Here is a 19651-nt window from a genome sequence, read left to right on the forward strand (position 1 = left end):
CAGCAAAAGAGTTTGGGGTGAGCGAAATGCGCATCAAACCCCTGAGCCAAGCCATGGCTCAAAATGGGCTCCGTACCCCCGGCGGATCTGGTCATCGGTCTGCTGATATGACGGGCCGTGATGTGGCCCTACTTACCATCGCCCTTGCAATGAATATTCCGACAAAGGATGCAGCATCGGTCATGTCGTCAATTGATGCAATGACACGTCAGGGCGGTATTTGGTGGGAAGGGGATGAGGTTCGTTGGGAAGGAAATGGTCCGCTTAAAAAGGGACATATTTTTGAACTTATGGAGCGGACGAACAAAATCCCATCTGGCAAGCTTCTTAGCGCCTATACATTCGGTGAGTTGTATGCAGTGGTTCCAGCCCATTGATTTGATGTATTCCTGACGCGTGATGCGCCTGCGAGAAGGTCTGCGGTAGCAGATGGAGGTTTTGCATGGCGGATGGTGGTGAGGGTTTTGTGGGGCGGTGCGAGGTCGTGGAACCTCGACGGCGCGGCAAGCGGCATTGGCCGGATGATGTGAAAGCGCGGATCGTGGCTGAAAGCCTGCAGCCCGGTGCCCGGGTCGTGGATGTCGCGGCGCGCTACGACATCCTGCCTCATCATTTGTCGGATTGGCGCCGTCATGCGCGGCAAGGTCATCTAGCTCTGCCCGAGCAGTTGATGGACGCGCTGCACGGATCGGGAATGAAAGCGCCGCCGCCCGAACCCTTCTTTGTTCCGTTGGCCCTTCTTTCTGACGCTGGGCCGAAGCAGAGCGCATTGGTTCCTGCAGCGCCTGCGGCTTGTGACGCGCGGGAGGCCGTGACGATCCAGATCGGGCCTGATGTAGTGCTGCGCATTCCCGGCGATGTAGCTGTGGCCCGCGCGGCCGCCCTGGTGCAGGCACTGCGGGGTGCATCGTGATTATTGCGGGGCAATGTCTGCCGATCCTGATCGCGACAAAGCTCCCTCTCGTGCATGCAAGCATGCGCTGCCGGGCAGCGGGTGGACTTCCGTTGTGGTCACAATGCGTTGGCGCTGATCGTGCAGACTGAGCTGAAGCTTGATCCGCATTCCGGTGTGACAGTTGTGTTCCGTTCCAAGCGTGGCGACAGGCTGAAGATCCTGGTTTGGGATGGAACGGGTCTGGTGCTGACATATAAGGTTCTGGAGCAGGGCAGCTTTGCCTGGCCGAAGGTTCAGGACGGGGTGATGCGGCTGTCGCGGGCGCAGTTTGAGGCTTTATTTGAAGGGCTAGATTGGCGTCGTGTCATAGCGCAGCGGGTGCTGCCGCCGACTGCGGCAGGATGACTCACCTGGTTGTTTCTGGCGTTGTTTTATTGGGCTTTCCTGCTGTTATTTGGTATGAAAGCTCATGTCGCAGCCCTTCGATCTCAGCCAGTTTCCAAACCTTCCACCCGAGGTAGTGCAAGCCTTCTCGGCGCAGCAGAAGGCGCTGGAGCATGCAAAATTTGAGGCCTCTGTCGAGCGCGCAGCCCGCTAGCACGGGCAGGCTGTGGTCGCCGAGAAATAGGCATTCATCACCGAGCTGAAAGAGCTAATCGAGAAGCTGGAAGGCCAGGTTCAGGATTATCGGCGCACCAAGTTCGGGCCCAAATCCGAGAAGCTGGACCCCGCGCAACTGGAATTAGCGCTGGAAGATCTGGAGGCGGCCATCGCCGAAACGCAGGCCCAAATCGAGGCCATTGAAGAAAGACTGGCAGCCAGCGAGACCGACCCTGAGCAGAAGGCTCCGCGCAAGACACGCAAAGCCCGCGCATTGCCGCAAAGCCTGCCGCGCGTCGAGCATGTGATTGAGCCAGACAGCATCATCTGCCCTTGCGGCTGTGGCGACATGATCAAGATCGGCGAGGACCGGAGCGAACGGCTGGATTACATCCCAGAAAGCTATCAGGTTATCGTCTCCATCCGCCCGAAATACGCCTGCCCCAAGGGGCGCGCGGGGGTGGTGCAGGCGAAGGCACCGGCGGTTCATGGCGTTGAACGTTACGGGACCATATGTTGAAATGAAACGGGTACGCTTACGTTAACTGTTTCCAACAAAAGATATGTTGTGCAATGTGGGGGGCTTTTTTACCGGACCAGCTCAATCGATCAACAGGGCTAGAAAGCATCGCTACTACAGACCCCAAGGTCGACTATGCACTAATAGTGAGACGGCATCACTCTAAGCGGGCAGACGCAATAATGCGTTGCATCTTTCCCATCGTCGGTATTTTCTGTGCCGCACTTGGCGCAGAACACTGTATCACTGTGAATTATGCCCCTATTAAAAGGGCATAATTTCAAATGGTTAATGCTTTAAGCTGTGACCCTCCGGCGGGGACATCTGAGGGATAGGTGAAATTAGCCCTCAACATGCCAATGCACGGGAAAGCCCGGGTTGAAAACGGTAACAGGGCCTGCCTCGGTCAAAATCTTGTCCGGCCATTTGGCAGGCGTCCCTTTGGTAAGGGTTATCTTCGCCTCATTCACGGGCAGGCGATAGAACGCGGGGCCGTTGAGAGAGGTGAAGGATTCGAGCCTATCCAGCGCGCCGTCTTCCTCAAACACATGGGCCAACAGGGGCATGGTGTTGGTGGCGGTAAAGCAACCGGCGCAGCCGCAGGCGTGTTCTTTCAGCGCGTCAACATGCGGGGCCGAATCGGTGCCGAGGAAAAACCGCGCCTCGCCCGAGGTGGCGGCGGCGCGTAGGGCCAGCCGGTGGGTTTCGCGTTTGGCCACGGGCAGGCAGTAGTAATGCGGTTTAATGCCGCCGGCCAAGATGTGGTTGCGGTTGATGATGAGGTGATGCGTGGTGATCGTGGCGGCCAGATCATCGCCACCGGCGCGGGCGTAATCGACGCCTTGGGCCGTGGTAATATGCTCCATTACCACACGCAGGCCTGGGGTTTTGCGGCGCAACGGGTCTAGAACGGTATCGATAAACACGGCCTCACGGTCGAAAATATCAACCGATGCATCCGTTACTTCGCCATGCACGCACAAAGGCAGGCCAATCTCGGCCATTTTTTCCAGCACGGGGCGGACTTTGTCAAAATCGCGTACACCGGAATTGGAATTTGTGGTGGCCCCAGCGGGGTAAAGCTTCACCGCTTTGACTAACCCGGACGCGGCAGCGGCGGCGACATCAGCAGGGTCGGTGCCCTCGGTCAAGTAAAGCACCATCAGCGGTTCAAACGACATGCCCTTGGGCAAGGCCGCCATGATCCGGCCGTGATAGGCCTGCGCATCGGCCAGCGTGACCACAGGCGGCACAAGGTTTGGCATGATGATCGCCCGCGCGAAATGGCGAGCAGTTTCCGGCAATACACCTTGCAACATGGCGCCATCGCGCAAATGCAGGTGCCAATCATCGGGGCGGCGGAGGGTGAGGCTGTGTGTCATGGCGCAAAGCGCTAGCCTATCCGCCATGCGTTTTCCAGAGGCAAAAGTGTAAATAACGTAAAGCCGTTTGGCCGGACGGAGGAACCGACATGCGCATCCAAGCAGTGATCGTGCCTTATTTGTTGCCCAAAACGCCGCTTTCCTCTAGCTTTTCCAAATGCTTGCGAAAGCTGGGCGCGCGCAGGCGGCTTGTAACCGAGCGGCAAATCATTGCCTCGCGCGTGGTGTGGCCCGCTTCGGTACAGGCGCGCAAAATCAGCCGCAGATACGCCCCGAAACTGCGCCGCTCGCGCCAGTGCTTGCTATAGCTTTTTGCGGTCAGCTTTCCTTCGCAGGCCTCTTTGACCAGTTTTGGCAATAAGCCCATATTGGCCAGCGAATCGGCTGTTTTTTCACCCAGAAACCGCGCCTTCAGTTTTGTTACAAAGGGTTTGTGGAACAGTGCGACATGCATGGCATCAAGCCGGCAATAGGGATCGTAAACGGTGAACATTTGGTTAGCACCTTCGACCATATCTGGGGCGTAGCCGTAACGATCGGTGAAATTCAGACGGCGGGCGCCGGTAAAACGCGTCTCCCAGCCTGCGATTTCAGGGTCTAGCGTGGCACGCGGTTGCACGGCCAAAACCGTACAACCCGGGGCGGCAACCGAAAAAGCTGCGGCGGCATAGGCACCCACGCCGGCACCGTAAAATACAATTTTATCAAAACCGTCAAAGAATGCTTCGTCGACCAGCTTATCAATATAGGCATACACCGCCGGATCGCGGTACCACGTTTCGCCCTCAGAGATCATGCTCAGATGTGACCAGCCATTTTGTGTCGCTTGGCCAAAGATATGCGGCATTTTACCTGGCTCTAAGGCCTGAATGTCTTCAAGCCGGTCAAAGCTAATGACCAGCGTGGTGCCATCTTCGTTCAATACAGCCCAATGGTGATCGCCCAATGTCTCAAATGATCCCGAATCCTCGCCCATATTGCGCAGCAAAGAAAGCCAACCGTCACGGTCAAGTGTCGCATTGGAGGTGTCGCTCTTGGTGTCTTCGATCTGTGACATAGTAATATTTACCACTCTTGTAACAATGTAAGTCCTAAATCATTGCTTTGTTTTTCCAGAATTGCATGGCGCAATCACGCAGAGAAGACGGCAAGAGGAAGGCAAATAGAGGAAAGCCGGAAACAATAGCGGGGCGTTGTTTCTATTTTAGTTCGCTGCGGGGCAGGGCTGCGGCATGCTGCCAGATCAGCCGCGCTTGGTCTTTGGTCAGGCAGCGCGCAGGGCGTGACAGCATCAAACGACCAAAGAGGCTGCGCCAGTTTTCGTCTTGCATAAGCGTGGCAAACCGCTGTTTGCGCCAAAGCACGGCCTTTTGGTGCAGGTCCGCCAACACCGGATCGGCCATAAACGCGGCGCGAATGGGCGCGCTTTGGGGGGCGAGGGCAGAAATAGACAGGTCTTTAAAGTCACAAAAGTTGCGCTCGACCCAATAGCCCATATCAAAAGTTGACGCGTCACGATTGGCTCGCCCGCGATCACATTTCACCAAATAGCTTTCCATTGCGCCAAGCGCATAGTGGTTCAGTTGGACCAATTCATAGGTGTCGCGGCCAAAGGGCGTGAAAATGCGGGCGCGGTGAAAATCGGGGGGCAATTCGCGGCCCGAGCCATCAAACCAGCGCTGCTGGTCGATATCTTGTGGGCTGCGGGGGCGGTGGACGCCCAGCTTTTTATAGCTGCCATTGTTGCGAAACAGCGTCTTGAACATTGCCGCGCGCCACGGCCAGTGCAACACAGCGGGGGCAGCATGGGTAAAGGTTTCGGTGACAGGCTGATCCTGAAACCCGATCACGCCCGCATTGCCAAACAACCGCCATGTTAACGGAATTGCGGTGGCTTCGGGTAAGGCGTCAAACAAAGCGTAAAGCGTATGGTCGCCCGCGTGGATATTGACGAACTCATCAATATCAAAGACTAAAATCCAATCGGCAGCGGCCTTTAGCGGGTGCTTGTCGGCGGCCTTTAGCGCGGCCCACTGGGGCCCCTCGGCGTGCGGACCATTATTGCGAACATGCGTTAACTGTCCCATGGCTTGCAGCCGCTCCAGCATAGCATCGGTGCCATCGGTGCAATCATTTGAAAAGACCAGAAAATCGGTAAAGCCACAGGCGCGGTGATGCGCCAGCCATTCCAGCAAAAAGGCGGCCTCATTGCGGACGGTCAGGATTGCAAGCAAGCGCATGCTGTTCGCCTTTCTGCGTGCGCCACACGCGCAGCGCTCTGACATAGCGGTAAGTGGCGCCCTAGGGCTTGCCCTTCAATTTCATCTTGGCTCAAATACCTATTCTTCGCCCGCCAACCCAATCCGTCGCCAGCCATATGGTCCCAAAATTTTCGACGAAAATTGCCTCCCACCGTCAGTGCTCCGCCTCGCCGTTATGGTCCACGGTGAAAAAGAAATCAGGCGCAAGGTCGCGTTCATGCAGATCGTGCGGTATCACTGCCGGGCCAGCAGAAAAGACCGCAGACCCAAAATGATGTTGCAACTTGCACAGGGTTTCCATCCGTGGCCCTGTCAGCTCGGCATAGAAATTCCGGTAATTCTCGGTTTCCAGCAATTCGGCAATCTTGTCGCGGTGGCAGCGCAGGGCGTGGTCATGGGCTGCCCGAATTTCGGGGTCAGACATCAGCTTGTCATATGCCACCTGCATTGCAGGGATCATGCGTTGGATACTGCGGTCTTGTTGCAGATTGTGGTTCATGCGGAACCAATAGTTCAGCCCTTGGTCGCGGTCGACATGGTTTACCCGCCCGCGATCGCGTTTGACCAAAAAGCTTTCGGCAGATCGCACGGCGTAGTGGTTCAGGCTCACCCAATCATAGCCATAGGTTTCCAGCGTTGACCGCCAGCCATTGCGAAACATCGTGCGCGGCAGGGGCTTGCCCGACCCGTTTACCCATTTCACACGGTCCCACAGGTCGGGGATCAACCCTTTGGGCCGATGCACCCCCAGCTTTTTATAAATATCAATGTTGCGATAGAGCGTCTTAAACCCCCACGCCTGATGCGGTTTACGGATCACCTCGGGCGCGCAGGCGGTGAATTGGTCCAGCAAAAAGCGGTCTTCAAACCCGTGCACATCATTATTGCCGAACAAGCGCCACGTCAGGCTGATCATATTCGCCTCGCCCATCGCCTTATACAGCGCATCCAGCGTGCCATCACCTATCTTGATGTTGATAAATTCATCTACATCCATGCAGATGCCCCAGCCGCAGTTTTGCATCACGGGCTCTTGCTCGGCGGCTTGCAGGGCTGCGTGTTGGGGTTTCAGCGCACCACCTGGAACGAAGGGGTTGATGCGGTGTTGCACAATCCCTTTGGCTTGCAGCAGGTCCAGCATCGTATCGGTGCCATCGGTGCAATCATTGGTATAGATCAGGAAATCATCCACCCCGATGGCGCGGTGATAGGCCAACCATTCAAGGATAAACGGCCCTTCGTTCTTCATGGTCGTCACGATCGCCGTGCGCCCAGCCTTGATCGCGGCTTTGGGCGCGGCCTTCATTTTGGAAACCGGCGCCCGCACGGCTTTGTGCTGAAACACCGTTTCAGACATCGCAATCAGTGCATCACTTTCCACCAGAGAGGTTTTGGGCGCCAGCTCAGACGCATTGCGTCCAGGCACCTTGATCGCCATTGCGCGGTAAAACGGCATGGCGCTGGCCGCATCAGGGTTGGCATAGGCCACACGTAGCATGCGCCATGTGTTTTCCAGCCCTGCTTTTTGGGGGGCTACACCCCAGCGCATCATCGGCTTACCAATGTCAAAGGGCGCGCAGATGTGGTCGCCAAACTGTGCCTCTTGGTTGTTGCGCACGCGCCACGGGTAGATGCGCCGACCTGCCAGCAAGATCACGCCTTTGGCGGCGGCGAGGCATTGGTCAAACGCCTGCGGCGCGCCGTCTGCAAGGGGGGCCAGAATGTCGGGGACATCCAGGGACAGCACCGCGCGGGCCTCTGATAAAAAACGCCACTTCATCGCCTCATAAATCGCACCCTCGCCCAAGGGCGCGCGCCATGCATCGGGGGCGGGCACCTCTATGCGGTCTTTGCCGGGGGCATCGGGGGCAAGGTAGGGGTGATTTTCGGGGCCAAGCGTGTGTTTGCCCAAGGGGATGGGGCAATCGAGCAAAATAACGTTTAGATCAATATCTTTGGCGGTTTTGTGTAGGGCTGTTGTCAGCGCGCCCTTAAAGGCCTCGCTGGGCATACGGTTCACAATCAACGCGCCCGTGGCCCCATGGTGACGGGCGTGATAGGCTAGCCAGTCGGCGACTTGGGCAGGGCTTTCCTCTGTCCGAAAGCCGAACAGGCAGTTGCGACCTGCCAGATGCGCAGGCTCGGCCGCAGTCGGGGTCAAAGTGAGGCGGGACCCATCGCTAAGGGCCAAAGACATGGGGCCTGTTGCACCGGCTTGCGCCACCACCATTGCTGCGCCCGACACATCGCGCAGATCAAGCGGTAAAGCGCAGCCATCGACCGGATCGGCGCTAAAACTGGCAAGCTTGGTGCCGCTGCCGAAAAACGCCATGATGCGGGGCAGGGGCGTACTACCTTGCGGCGGTACGGCAACCACCTCTAGCACAGAGTTAACCCCGCCATGCCCAACGGCATAGGCGCCAAGTTCTCGCTGGATAAGGGTTACGGTTGAGGATGCCTGTGTGTGCCTCTGTTCTGCCATGGGAATGAATTTTACCTGCTATTCCTGCCGCTATTGGCGCGGTCTTTACTGTTGGGCAGTTTAGCACAATGATGCAACAACCTCCAAGGTTTTCGGCTGTTAAATATCGATAGCGATTGGCAAAGACGTAAAGGCTTGCCAAGTTGCGTGCAGGGTTAGCGGCTGCCCAAGGGAGTGTTATGAAGACGGAATACCAAATTGGTGCCCTTTGGATTGGTGGCACGCTCAGCTATCTGGAGCAGCTCTGCCTGAAATCGTTTGTTGACGCGGGGCAGCATGTAAAGCTGTACACGTATGATGGCGTGACCAACCCACCCGAAGGGGTCGAGATGGCCGATGCCGCCGAGGTGTTGCCGCTGCAGGGTTTTTTGCGGCATGAACGCACGGGCAGTCCGGCGCTGCATTCGGACCTGTTTCGCTATCATATGCTGGCCAAGGGTGACCGGATCATCTGGGCCGATACCGATGCCTATTGCGTAAAGCCCTTTACCACGCCGAACGGGCATTTCTATGCGTGGGAATCCGCGCATGGGCTGAACGGCGGCGTGTTGGGCTTGCCGCCTGACAGTGAAACGCTGGCCGGATTGCTGGAGTTCACCACCGATGAATTTGCCCTGCCGCTGTGGTATGATGCGAAGTATCGCGACGAATGCGCGGCGGCATTGGCTGCGGGCAATCCTATCCATGCGTCAGAAATGCCGTGGGGCGTCTGGGGGCCACATGCGATTTCGCATTTTCTAAAGGCCACAGGCGAGGTGCGTTATGCCTTGCCGCAGGTGGCGCTCTATCCGGTGCCGTATAAAAACCGCAACCTGATGCTGCGCCCCTCTTGGGATGAAAACACCTGCCTGACCGAGGATACGCTGTCGATCCATTTCTATGGCCGCCGGATGCGTGCGCGGATTTTGGGGGCGGAACCTTCGGGTATTCCACGGCCAAACAGCCTGATCGGGCGGCTGTTGAAAAAGCACAAAATTGATCCGACCGCGGCACCGCTTCGGCGTCACGCGCCCGCAGACACGAACACAGATGAGGCCGATGATGACTGAGGGACCTGCCACGATGATGATCGGTGACGTTCCCGAAACGGATGCGGCGGGCTATTCGCTGGCCTTTGCCGAAAAGCTGCTGGAAGAGTTGAAGCTGCCGCCCATCACCCGCTTTGCCGAAGCGTCGGGGGCGGCAACCCATTTGGCAATAGCTGTGCATCGGCGCTGGGGAGCCGTCATCGACTTGGTGTCGATCGACAAAAACGGTGCATTTTCGGGGCAGGCGGCGGATTGGGTGGCACCCTATATCGCGATGCTGGATCAAGCAGGGATTTCGCCCGCTTTCATTCGGGTTATCACGCAAGAACAAGATCTTGGGCCATCGCAAATGGTCTCAAACCTGTGCGGATTTGGGGATGTGCAACGGATCAAAGGGCTTGCGCCGGTGCTAAAGGCTTGTTTGCTGCCGGATGGTGCCTTGCTGACGGATATTCGCAAGAAATCAGGGGCCTATCCGTTTTTGAAACCTTACGGCGAAGTGACGCAAATCGGGACGCGCGAAGAGGACGGCGACGAAGTTCACCGTGTGGTGATGCGGGTGGCCGGTGAGGCCCAGTCCAAGCCCATGTCCATTGAGGAGGGTGTCGCGGACGCGGTTGATACAGCTTCGCCCGCGCAAGACTGGGCGACGATTGCCACTGAACTGGCCGGTGAAAATGGATTTTACCGTGAAGGCGATGAACACGCGATGTTGTTTATCAAACGCTCGGACACGCTGGTCGTGACCTTTGATAATCTTGATATCGCTATGGAAAAACGCGAAGACAAACGGCCTTGGGGCTTTGCCTTTATCGAAAAACAAGGCTGGTCGATGCTGGGTGTGACGGCGGCGGGCTGGACGTGGTTTCGCGACCCTTGGGTCTATGCCCAATTTGACGCGCTCAAGAAACAGGGGTTTTTCAAGCAGTTCAAACGCGTCGTGTTTTACGGCGCGTCGATGGGGGGCTATGGCGCCTGCGCCTTTGCTGCGGCGTGCCCGGGGGCGGATGTGGTGGCGATTTCGCCGCAATCCACGCTGGATAAAACGCTGGTCCCGTTTGAGACCCGCTACAAAACCGCATGGGGGCGTGATTTTTCTGGCAAATACGGCGATGCAGCACAGGTTTCCCGCAAGGCGGCGCGCGTTACGCTGATCTATGACCCCTATGAGCCGCTGGATACTGGGCATGTCAAGCGGTTTAAGGCCGAAAACGTGGTGAAACTACGCGCGCCGCTGCTAGGGCATCGGCTTGGGTCTAGCCTTCAGCAGATGGGGATTTTGTCGCCCATTGTGTTGGCGGCGCTGAATGGCACGCTGACAGAGGCCGATTTCTACCAAAAGCTGCGCAAGCGCAAGGCGTTTGGACGGTATCAAAAAGAGCTGTTCAATCGGGCGATTGATAAGGGCCACCCCGAGTTGGCGCGCCGGATGGGGCGCTGGGTGCTGACCCATGGCGGCAATAGACATATCCGCAAGGCGATGGAGAAACTGTAAGGGGCCTCTCCCGCCATTCGTTGGCTTTTGCCAAAGGCAAAAACCGCCTCAAGATTGGGACGTGCCGCGCCAAGGGGGCGCGGCGACAGTGTTTTTGGCGGACAGATTTCGCAGCTGCCAGCGTTTAGAAAAACGCCTGTAGGCCGGTGATAGAACGGCCCAAAATCAGGGCATGCACATCATGGGTACCTTCATAGGTGTTAACCGTTTCCAAGTTCACCATGTGGCGCATGATTTGGTAATCTTCCTGAATGCCATTGCCGCCGTGCATATCGCGTGAGTGGCGGGCAATTTCCAGCGCTTTGCCGCAGTTGTTGCGCTTGATGATCGAGATCATCTCGGGGGCGGCATTTGCACTGTCCACCAGGCGGCCAACTTGCAAGCTGGCCTGAAGCCCCAGCGCGATATCGGTCATCATATTGGCCAGTTTCAACTGATAAATCTGGGTCTGGGCCAGCGGTTTGTTGAACTGCTTACGGTCTAGCCCGTATTGGCGGGCAGCGTGCATGCAAAATTCAGCCGCACCCAAAACACCCCATGAAATGCCATAGCGCGCGCGGTTAAGGCAACCGAACGGGCCTTTCAAACCCTCGACAAAGGGGAGCAAAGCATCCTCGCCGACCTCGACATCTTTCATCACAATCTCACCGGTGATAGAGGCCCGCAAGCTAAGTTTGCCTGCGATTTTCGGGGCGGTCAGGCCTTTGGTGCCCTTATCGAGAATGAAGCCGCGGATCTTGCCGCCATGCGCTTCGGATTTTGCCCAAACCACGAACACATCTGCGATCGGTGCGTTGGATATCCACATTTTTGCGCCGTTTAGCACATAGCCATTGGCGGTTTTCTTGGCGGTGGTTTTCATGCCTGCAGGGTCCGACCCCGCGTCAGGCTCGGTCAGGCCAAAGCAGCCGATGAATTCGCCCGATGACAGTTTAGGCAAGTATTTCTTGCGCTGTTCTTCCGAGCCATAGGCATAGATCGGGTACATCACGAGGCTGGATTGCACCGACATCATCGAGCGGTAGCCAGAATCCACGCGCTCGACTTCACGCGCGATCAGGCCATAGGCGACATAGGACGCGCCGATGCCACCGTATTCCTCGGGGATGGTGACGCCCAAGAGGCCCATTTCGCCCATCTCGCGGAAAATCGCGGGGTCGGTGCTTTCCTCGCGATAGGCCTGCGTGATGCGCGGTTGCAGTTTTTCTTGGGCATAAGCGCGGGCACCGTCGCGCAGCATCCGCTCTTCCTCGGTCAGTTGATCGTCAAGGCGAAAGGGGTCTTGCCAATCGAAACGGCCCAGATCGGGGGCATCTTTGGCTTTTAGCTTTGGCTTATCCATCGGGCGGCTCCATTTATGCGTTAGCCAAAGGATAGCGTCCCGATGGTAATTTTTCAAATGAATAAGCTTTGCAAGTTGATGAGTATAGCGCATAAAGTATTTGTTATGCGCCACGCCTATACCCCCAGTTTGCCCGAACTTCAGGCCTTTGTTCAAGCGGCCCGTACTGGCACGGCCACGCGGGCGGGGGCGGCGCTGGGGTTGACGCAAAGCGCGATCAGCCGGGCGTTGACCTCACTTGAGGCGCGGTTGGGGGTGGCGTTGTTTCACCGTATCCGCCAACGGCTTGTGCTGTCGGATGCAGGCCGCGCGCTTTTGCCCGAGGCCGAGCGGTTGCTGGCTGATCTGGACCGCGCCGCGCTGACGGTGATGTCATTTGGTGGCCACCGGGATGTGCTGCGACTGGCGGTTTTACCCACATTTTCAGCGATTTGGCTGATTCCGCGACTGGCGGGGTTTGCAAAGCGGGCACCCGAGGTAACCTTTGACATGACCGCCACTTTGACCGCGCTGGACTTTGAACGTGACCCGCGCGATGTGGCGATTATTCGTGCGCAAACGCCGCTCAATGGGGCGCCGCTTCGGGGCGCGCTTGTGGATGTTTTGGCGGTAGAGAGGCTGGTTGTGGTAGCCGCCCCTGCGATATTGTCCGATGGGGGGCAGCTGGAAGATGCCGACTTGGCCAAGCTGCCGCTGTTGCAGCAGGCTACACGGCCCAACCTGTGGTTGGATTGGTTTTTGAATGCGGGGCTGGACCCGATTACCATTTTGCGCGGCGCGCGGTTTGAACAGTTTGGCATGGTGCTTGCGGCCGCGCGGGCGGGCTTGGGGCTGGCTTTGGTCCCCGAAGTTTTTGCCGCGCCAGATATTGCGGCAGGCACGTTGCGGCTGGCATCAACGCGGGTGATGACGACGGATACGCCTTATGTCCTAACATACCCTGAACGCAGCCTAGAGATTGCGGCGTTTCAGCTATTTCGGGATTGGATTTTGGCGGGGGATGAGCGTTTTCATGAGTGATATTCCTGAGATTGCATTGGCTTGGCACCTTGCGGGGCGAGGGGCGGCGCTGGCCACAGTCATTGAAACTTGGGGCTCGGCACCGCGACCGGTGGGCAGCCAGCTGGCGATTGCGGGCGATGGCGCGATGATGGGCTCGGTCTCGGGCGGCTGTGTTGAGGCGGCGGTGGTCGATGCCGCGCTGGCTTGTTTGGAAAGCGGCGTGCCGAGACTGCTGCGCTTTGGTGTGGCTGATGAAGATGCGTTCGCCGTGGGGTTGGCCTGTGGTGGCACGATCCGCGTGATGGTTGAACCGGTGGGCGATACTGCGGGTTCGGTGCCGCCCGCGGTATTAGTAGAACTGGTGGCAGCGCGGGCGGCAAAGCGGCCGGTTGCAATGCTGACGCATCTTGAAGCCCATAGCCATCGTTTGACCTCTGGCGTAGGGGATCCGCTGGCGGAAAGGGTCGCCGAACGGATGCGCAGCGATCGTTCCGGTCTGGAAGGCGATTGGTTTATCGGCATTCACAACCCACCCTTGCGGATGATTATCGTGGGCGCGGTTCATATCGCGCAGGCACTTGTGCCAATGGCGCGGGCCTGTGGCTATGACCCCGTCGTGATTGATCCGCGCGGGGCGTTTGGCTCTGCCGCGCGGTTTCCGGGGCAGTCGATTGTTCAGGATTGGCCAGATGAGGCGATTGCGGAACTGGCGTTGGATGCGCGCTGTGCCGTTGTAACGCTGACACATGACAGCAAGCTGGATGACCCCGCGCTTATGGCAGCTTTGGCTTCGGATGCGTTCTACATCGGTAGCCTTGGGTCAAAACGCACCCATGCCAAACGGCATGAACGGTTGCAGGCCGCTGGGGTTAGCGAGGATCAGATCGCTCGCATTCATGCGCCCGTAGGGCTGGCAATCAGTGCTAAGTCGCCGGCAGAGATTGCGGTTTCTATCATGGCGCAAGTGACCCAGCTGCTACGGGCATAAAAGAGAAATAGAAAAGGGGCCGCAAAGCGACCCCTTTTAGATAGCAGATGAGAGGCGATTATTTCGGCCCGATCATCATAACCATTTGACGGCCTTCCAGCTTTGGAAAGCTTTCCAACTTGCCAGCCTCTTCCGCGATCACGTCATCTGCGACGCGGTTCAGCAGTTCCAAACCAAGCTGTTGGTGCGCCATTTCACGGCCACGAAACCGCAAGGTTACCTTTACTTTGTCGCCTTCGCCCAAGAACTTCAGTACCGAACGCATTTTGACGTCATAGTCATGCTTATCCGTGCCGGGGCGGAATTTGATTTCTTTGATCTCAATGATGTGCTGCTTTTTGCGGGCCTCTGCCTCACGCTTTTGCTGCTCATACTTGAATTTACCGAAGTCCATGATCTTGCAGACCGGTGGCTCCGCGTTGGGCGAGATTTCGACCAAGTCGAGACCGGCCTCCTCGGCCATAGCCATCGCGCGGGCGGGCGTTACAACGCCCACGTTTTCGCCGTCTGCGCCAATCAGGCGAATTTCGGGGCTGCGGATGCGGTCATTCACACGGGGGCCCGTATCGCGTTGCGGCGGGGCATTGTGGGGTCTGCGGGCTATGGTTTGCTTCCTTCTTGCATTTCTAACGGTGCAGGGCATTGCCCCACGCGGCGTAAACTAGACCTCTGGCACGGTTAGTTCAACACCTTTCGGTTAAAACGGGGTCAAAAGGGGGCACAGATGCGCCAAAGTCTTTTCAATTCCACAGGTTTCTGTCATTTAGAACGGGTAACCGCCATCTTAGGCGGGCTTTTGGAGATTAAAAGATGAACAAGAATGTAATTGTGGGCGCGGCCCTGATTGTTGCAGCGGGTCTTGGCTATTACCAATTCAGCTATGTGCCAGCACAAAAAGCCGCACAAGAAGCGGCTGTTGCGGCAGCCGATGCTGCGGCAAAAGCGCAAGCCGAGGCAAAAGCAGCGGAAGAGGCAGCTGCAAAAGCAGCCGAGGCCGTAGCGGCAAAGGCTGCCGAAGAAGCCAAGGCCGCTGAAGAAGCCGCTAAAAAAGCTGCTGAAGAAGCCGCCGCCCAAGCAAAAGCCGCCGCAGATGCAGCAGCCGAAGCTGCAACCAAGACTGCAGAAGAAGTGGCTGCCAAAGCTGCTGAAGAGGCCAAAGCTGCAGCAGATGCGGCAGCAAAGGCTGCAGCCGATACAACCGCAGCCGTGACCGAAACAGTGACGGGCGCTGCCAACGCGATGGACCCAGCCAAGCTGCTGGATGCGGCAAACTTTGACGCAGAAAAAGTGGGCGCATTGATTGACGGGTCGTCGTTGGATGTGACGACCAAGACGACCTTAAAGTCGGCTGTTACTGCGGCGTCAAACAACCCGCTGCTGTTGCAAGGCGTGTTGGACCAAGTCAAAGCTGCAATGGGTCTTTGATCCAGGCGGACTGAAAATAACTAAGCCGCGCATTGGGTTGCGCGGCTTTTTCAATATCAAAATCGCTTTCTTTTCGGCGAAAATATCCTGGGGGGAATGCGCCTTCAGGCGCAGGGGGGCAACGCCCCCGCCTTGCCCCAAGCCGTTAGATCCCGTCGCCAACAAAGGCCTTTTCAACCACATATTCTTTGGGGTCTGAATTGGCACCTTCGCGCAGGCCAAAGCTCTCCAAAACTGCCTTCACATCGACGTTGAAATCCAACGAGCCGCACACCATCGCGCGGTCTTCCTCTGGGTTCATTCGCGGCAAGCCCAAATCTTCAAATACCTTGCCCGAGGATAGGTTGTCGGTGATCCGGCCCATATGCGCGGTTTCTTCGCGGGTGGTGGTCGGGTAATAGCGCAGCTTGCCCTCGACCATTTCACCGATCAGCTCGTCATTGTGCAGGTCTTCGACCAATTTGCGGCCATACTCCAACTCATCCGCCGTGCGGCAGGTGTGCATCATGATAACTTGGTCATATTTTTCATAGGTTTCGGGATCGCGCATCAGGCTGGCAAAGGGGGCCAACCCGGTGCCTGTGGCCAAAAACCACACACGTTTGCCGGGCAACAGCGCGTCATGCACCAAGGTGCCAACTGGCTTGGGGCGCAGGATAATCTCATCGCCCACGTTGATGTGTTGCAACTTGCTCGTCAGTGGGCCGTCCGGCACTTTGATCGAATAAAACTCTAGTTCCTCATCCCAGTTTGGCGAGGCGATGGAATAGGCGCGCAGCAAGGGTTTGCCATTGTCGCCCATCAAGCCGATCATCACAAACTCGCCCGACCGAAACCGCAAGGTTTGCGGGCGGGTCACGCGGAATGAAAACAGCCGGTCTGTCCAATGTTTCACGGCAGTTACGATTTGGGCATCCGGCAGATGCGGCTTGGCGGGTTTTGGGGCTGCTTCGGTCACGGTCAGGCTTTCGGTCATGTTTCTTTATTCCGGCTTTAAACCGGTATCCTTTGTGTAGCTTTGATCTATGTCAGAGGGAAGCATTCAGCCAGCCCGCAAGCGCGACTGATGGTCATGCGCCTGCCAATCAGCGCGTGCAAGCCAATCGGCCTCGGGTTGGCGGGCGGCGAGGTCATCGCTGATTTCCACCTCGTCAAAGCCAACGCGCCGCGCCATGGCGTATTGATCGGCCAGCACATGGCCCCGCGCACGCAGGCGGCCCTTGAACCCCATCATCCGCAAGCGCCGTGCCAGCGTGAAGCCACGCCCATCGGCAAAGCTGGGAAAGTCGATGCGCAGCAGGCGCAAATCGTCCAGATAGGGTGCAAGCGCGGTCGGATCATCGGTGTTGGCAAGGTCAATCGCGCCTTCATGAAAGGGCAGCTGCGCCAGCGAGGTAAAGGCGGGGATCGGGTTTTCGGTGTGAAAACCGGTGTCGGTGACAATAACGCTCATGTCGCGTGCTCCTGTGATTTCCGGACCATTTTATCGTTGATAAAATGGATGCCGCATTCGGTTTTTTCCGTGCCGCGCCAACGCCCTGCGCGTGGGTCTTCGCCGGGTTTTACGGCGCTGGTGCAAGGGGCGCAGCCGATGCTGGGATAGCCTTGGGCCACAAGCGGGTGGCGCGGCAGGCGATTGTTAATCATGTACTCTTGCAGATCGTCGCGGTTCCAATGGGCCAGCGGGTTGATTTTCAGACGCGCATCGCCATCGGCCTCAAAGAAATCAACCTCGGCGCGGGTGCCGGATTGATAGCGCTTGCGCCCTGTAATCCAAGCATCAAACCCCGACAGCGCGCTGTCCAGCACCTCGGTCTTGCGCAGCCCGCAGCAAGCATCGGTGTTGAACTGGTGCAGCGTGCCGTCGGGATCATCCATCGCCAGACGTGCGGGAGCAGGTTCAAGGCGACGGATATCGGTAAGATACAGTTTTTCGGCAATCGTTTCCTGATAGGCCAAAGTTTCCGCAAACAGCATCTGCGTGTCGATAAACAGTACCGGCGTATGCGGCGATACGACCGAAAGCAGGTGCAGCAAAACCACCGATTCCGCGCCAAAGCTGGACACAAGCGCCACACGGCCAACATCGCGGTCGCGCAGCGCATGTTCCAGCACCGCCGTTGCCCCGTGGTGGCGGTAGCGGGTGTTCAGCCCCGCGATCCGTTCCGCCATCGGGGCAAAGCGATTATCAAGCGGCATCACGTTTGCCCTCATCCGGGTAAAGCGCTGCTTTGAACGGTGCCAGCCCAAGACGGCGGTAGGCCTGAAGGAAGGTTTCCGACGCGTCATTGCGTTGGTCCAGATAGGCCGCGATGATCCGCTCAATCGCGGGCACGATTTCATCATAGGCAAAGCCGGGGCCTGCACGTTCACCGATCACAGCGGTTTCAGACCCGTCACCGCCCAGCGTGATTTGGTAGTTTTCAACGCCTGCGCGGTCGAGGCCAAGGATGCCGATATGGCCAACATGGTGATGCCCACACGCATTGATGCAGCCCGAGATTTTGATTTTCAGCGGGCCGATGTCGTGTTCCAGCTTCAGCTCGTCAAAGCGGTTGGCGATCTGTTGCGCCACGGGGATAGAGCGCGCGGTAGCCAATGCGCAATAATCCATGCCGGGGCAGGCGATGATATCCGAAATCAACCCGACATTCGCCGTTTCCAACCCCGAGCCGCGCAAGGCAGCATGCAGGCCGGGCAGGTCGGACAGATGCACATGCGGCAAGATGACGTTTTGTTCGTGGCTGATACGGATTTCGGAATGGCCGTAACGCTCGGCCAGATTGGCGATCAGGCGCATTTGTGCGGAGGTGGCATCGCCGGGGGTGTCGCCGTGCTTTTTAAGGCTGATGGTCACGATGCGGTAGTCAGGGTTTTTATGCGCGGAAAGGTTGGTATCGGCCCAAGACCGGAACAGCGGATCAGCCCTGTAAAAGGCGTGATAGGCGCCGGTGTCGGCATTGCGCAGGGTGGGCGTGCTAAAGGCCGCGGTGATGTCGGCCAGCAAGGCCTGATCATTGCCGCCAAATTGCAGGCGCAACTCGGTAAAGCGCTCCTCAATCAGACGGGAAAGCTCTTCTTTGCCGGTTTCATGCAAGGTGATCTTAATGCGGGCTTTGTACTTATTGTCGCGGCGGCCCAGCATGTTGTAGACGGATAGAACCGCCTCGACATAAGGTAGCAAGTCAGCCTTGGGCAGGAACTCGCGCACAACTGTGCCGACAAATGGCGTGCGGCCAAGACCGCCGCCGACGATCACCTCAAACCCCGGCTCGCCATCCGCATCGCGCACCATGCGCAGCCCGATATCATGCGCGCGGGTGACGGCGCGGTCGGTGGAAGAGCCTGTGATTGCGATTTTGAATTTGCGCGGCAGGAATTGAAATTCGGGGTGGTCGGTGGACCACTGGCGCAGAAGCTCGGCCACGGGGCGGGGGTCTTCAATCTCATCCGCAGCAGCACCGGCGAAATGGTCAGCGGTAACGTTGCGCACGGTGTTGCCCGAGGTCTGAATGGCATGCATCCCTACATCGGCCAGATCAGACAAGATCGCCGGAATATCGGTCAGCTTTGGCCAGTTGAACTGAATGTTCTGGCGGGTGGTGAAATGGCCGTAACCCTTATCATAGGTGTCAGCGATCTGCGCCAATGTGCGCATTTGATGCGGGTTGATGGTGCCATAAGGGATCGCCACGCGCAGCATATAGGCGTGCAGTTGCAGATAGACGCCGTTCATCAGGCGCAGCGGCTTAAACTCATCCTCGGTCAGCGCGCCAGAGATGCGGCGATCGACTTGGGCGGCGAATTGGGCGGTGCGGGCGCGGACGAAGGCTTCGTCAAAATCGGTGTAATTATACATGGTTACGCTCTGTCTGTTTGCCATGGGCATAGTTGGAAGGGCCACGGGTGCGGAACGCCTCGCGGAAATGCACAGGCTCGGGGCCATGCGTGCCGCGTTTGGCATCGGCGAGGTAGGCACCAACGGCGGATTTGTTGCGCTGCGCCTCAATCAGGCGAAGTTGGCCGTGGGCCTCATCCTCGATCAGCTCGGCCTGTGCGTGGTGGCGCGACCACTGGTCATCGGTGGTCAGGTAGATCACATCGCCGACCAATAGGTCATTGGCGGTGATAACTTTTGGGGTGAAAGCGCGGCTCATGCTTGGAACTCCGGCAAAGGGGAAGGATAGGTGCGGGCGGCGCGCAGGCCGGAAAGGCACATTTTGGGGCAAGG

19 protein-coding genes and 1 pseudogene are annotated in these 19651 nt (G+C 57.8%); 9 read left to right on the forward strand and 11 right to left on the reverse strand.

Translation table 11 applies throughout. The features are described 5' to 3' along the window. Positions 1 to 17: 17 nt before the first annotated feature. From ACEN2J_RS07650 to ACEN2J_RS07665, 4 genes and pseudogenes are all read left to right on the forward strand, one after another. Positions 18 to 377, forward strand: coding sequence for a hypothetical protein (locus tag ACEN2J_RS07650; RefSeq protein WP_442104640.1), 360 nt, complete (start codon positions 18 to 20; stop codon positions 375 to 377). A 65-nt stretch (positions 378 to 442) separates the two neighbouring features. Next, positions 443 to 913 (forward strand): IS66-like element accessory protein TnpA, encoded by a 471-nt coding sequence (gene tnpA / locus ACEN2J_RS07655; RefSeq protein ID WP_442104642.1) that lies wholly within the window; start codon positions 443 to 445, stop codon positions 911 to 913. A 54-nt stretch (positions 914 to 967) separates the two neighbouring features. After that, complete coding sequence (gene tnpB, locus ACEN2J_RS07660) at positions 968 to 1300, forward strand: IS66 family insertion sequence element accessory protein TnpB (RefSeq protein WP_442104644.1); 333 nt, start codon at positions 968 to 970, stop codon at positions 1298 to 1300. Between the two features lie 64 nt (positions 1301 to 1364). Next, positions 1365 to 1979 (forward strand): annotated as a pseudogene (locus tag ACEN2J_RS07665) (IS66 family transposase zinc-finger binding domain-containing protein); the annotation flags it as partial. 377 nt (positions 1980 to 2356) lie between these two features. On the opposite strand, the gene pyrC reads toward ACEN2J_RS07665, so the two are convergent. The 4 genes from pyrC to ACEN2J_RS07685 form a co-directional block, all read right to left on the reverse strand. After that, positions 2357 to 3397, reverse strand: coding sequence for a dihydroorotase (gene pyrC, locus ACEN2J_RS07670; protein ID WP_442104707.1), 1041 nt, complete (start codon positions 3395 to 3397; stop codon positions 2357 to 2359). Between the two features lie 115 nt (positions 3398 to 3512). Continuing rightward, the gene (locus tag ACEN2J_RS07675) at positions 3513 to 4454 is read right to left on the reverse strand and encodes a phosphoadenosine phosphosulfate reductase (protein ID WP_442104646.1); all 942 of its coding nucleotides are present in this window, start codon (positions 4452 to 4454) and stop codon (positions 3513 to 3515) included. A 142-nt stretch (positions 4455 to 4596) separates the two neighbouring features. Next, a complete protein-coding gene (locus ACEN2J_RS07680) occupies positions 4597 to 5637 on the reverse strand; it encodes a glycosyltransferase family 2 protein (RefSeq protein WP_442104648.1) in 1041 nt (346 codons plus the stop codon). A 175-nt stretch (positions 5638 to 5812) separates the two neighbouring features. After that, the gene (locus ACEN2J_RS07685) at positions 5813 to 8140 is read right to left on the reverse strand and encodes a glycosyltransferase family 2 protein (protein ID WP_442104650.1); all 2328 of its coding nucleotides are present in this window, start codon (positions 8138 to 8140) and stop codon (positions 5813 to 5815) included. 179 nt (positions 8141 to 8319) lie between these two features. Between ACEN2J_RS07685 and ACEN2J_RS07690 the strand changes: the two genes are divergently transcribed. Beyond that, positions 8320 to 9189: a hypothetical protein gene (locus ACEN2J_RS07690; RefSeq protein ID WP_442104652.1), complete on the forward strand. Its 870-nt coding sequence runs from the start codon at positions 8320 to 8322 to the stop codon at positions 9187 to 9189. Further along, a complete protein-coding gene (locus ACEN2J_RS07695) occupies positions 9182 to 10663 on the forward strand; it encodes a hypothetical protein (protein WP_442104654.1) in 1482 nt (493 codons plus the stop codon). Before ACEN2J_RS07690 ends, ACEN2J_RS07695 begins: the two co-directional genes overlap by 8 nt. 124 nt (positions 10664 to 10787) lie before the next feature. Here ACEN2J_RS07695 and ACEN2J_RS07700 read toward each other — a convergent pair whose 3' ends face one another. Beyond that, a complete protein-coding gene (locus tag ACEN2J_RS07700; protein ID WP_442104656.1) occupies positions 10788 to 12005 on the reverse strand; it encodes an acyl-CoA dehydrogenase in 1218 nt (405 codons plus the stop codon). A gap of 42 nt (positions 12006 to 12047) precedes the next feature. On the opposite strand from ACEN2J_RS07700, the gene ACEN2J_RS07705 reads away from it, so the two are divergent. Beyond that, positions 12048 to 13025: a LysR substrate-binding domain-containing protein gene (locus tag ACEN2J_RS07705; protein WP_442104658.1), complete on the forward strand. Its 978-nt coding sequence runs from the start codon at positions 12048 to 12050 to the stop codon at positions 13023 to 13025. After that, a complete protein-coding gene (locus ACEN2J_RS07710; RefSeq protein WP_442104660.1) occupies positions 13018 to 13995 on the forward strand; it encodes an XdhC family protein in 978 nt (325 codons plus the stop codon). The genes ACEN2J_RS07705 and ACEN2J_RS07710 overlap by 8 nt, the downstream gene beginning before the upstream one ends. Before the next feature lie 58 nt (positions 13996 to 14053). On the opposite strand, the gene infC is transcribed toward ACEN2J_RS07710, so the two are convergent. Next, positions 14054 to 14548 (reverse strand): translation initiation factor IF-3, encoded by a 495-nt coding sequence (gene infC / locus ACEN2J_RS07715; RefSeq protein ID WP_231580094.1) that lies wholly within the window; start codon positions 14546 to 14548, stop codon positions 14054 to 14056. Positions 14549 to 14805: 257 nt separating this feature from the next. Here infC and ACEN2J_RS07720 point away from each other — a divergent pair, with 257 nt between their 5' ends. Further along, positions 14806 to 15420 (forward strand): hypothetical protein, encoded by a 615-nt coding sequence (locus ACEN2J_RS07720; RefSeq protein WP_442104663.1) that lies wholly within the window; start codon positions 14806 to 14808, stop codon positions 15418 to 15420. Positions 15421 to 15565: 145 nt separating this feature from the next. On the opposite strand, the gene ACEN2J_RS07725 is transcribed toward ACEN2J_RS07720, so the two are convergent. The 5 genes from ACEN2J_RS07725 to ACEN2J_RS07745 all read right to left on the reverse strand — a co-directional run bounded on the left by ACEN2J_RS07725 (position 15566) and on the right by ACEN2J_RS07745 (position 19577). After that, positions 15566 to 16396 (reverse strand): ferredoxin--NADP reductase, encoded by an 831-nt coding sequence (locus tag ACEN2J_RS07725; protein ID WP_442104665.1) that lies wholly within the window; start codon positions 16394 to 16396, stop codon positions 15566 to 15568. A gap of 66 nt (positions 16397 to 16462) precedes the next feature. Next, a complete protein-coding gene (locus ACEN2J_RS07730; protein ID WP_442104667.1) occupies positions 16463 to 16873 on the reverse strand; it encodes a DUF934 domain-containing protein in 411 nt (136 codons plus the stop codon). Next, positions 16870 to 17619, reverse strand: coding sequence for a phosphoadenylyl-sulfate reductase (locus ACEN2J_RS07735; RefSeq protein WP_442104669.1), 750 nt, complete (start codon positions 17617 to 17619; stop codon positions 16870 to 16872). Before ACEN2J_RS07735 ends, ACEN2J_RS07730 begins: the two co-directional genes overlap by 4 nt. After that, on the reverse strand, positions 17609 to 19279 hold the full coding sequence (locus ACEN2J_RS07740; RefSeq protein WP_442104671.1) for a nitrite/sulfite reductase: 1671 nt from the start codon (positions 19277 to 19279) through the stop codon (positions 17609 to 17611). The genes ACEN2J_RS07735 and ACEN2J_RS07740 overlap by 11 nt, the downstream gene beginning before the upstream one ends. Beyond that, complete coding sequence (locus ACEN2J_RS07745) at positions 19272 to 19577, reverse strand: DUF2849 domain-containing protein (protein WP_442104673.1); 306 nt, start codon at positions 19575 to 19577, stop codon at positions 19272 to 19274. Before ACEN2J_RS07745 ends, ACEN2J_RS07740 begins: the two co-directional genes overlap by 8 nt. Between the last annotated feature and the right edge of the window lie 74 nt (positions 19578 to 19651).

The organism is Pseudorhodobacter sp. W20_MBD10_FR17, from assembly GCF_052119765.1.
Taxonomy (GTDB): domain Bacteria; phylum Pseudomonadota; class Alphaproteobacteria; order Rhodobacterales; family Rhodobacteraceae; genus Pseudorhodobacter.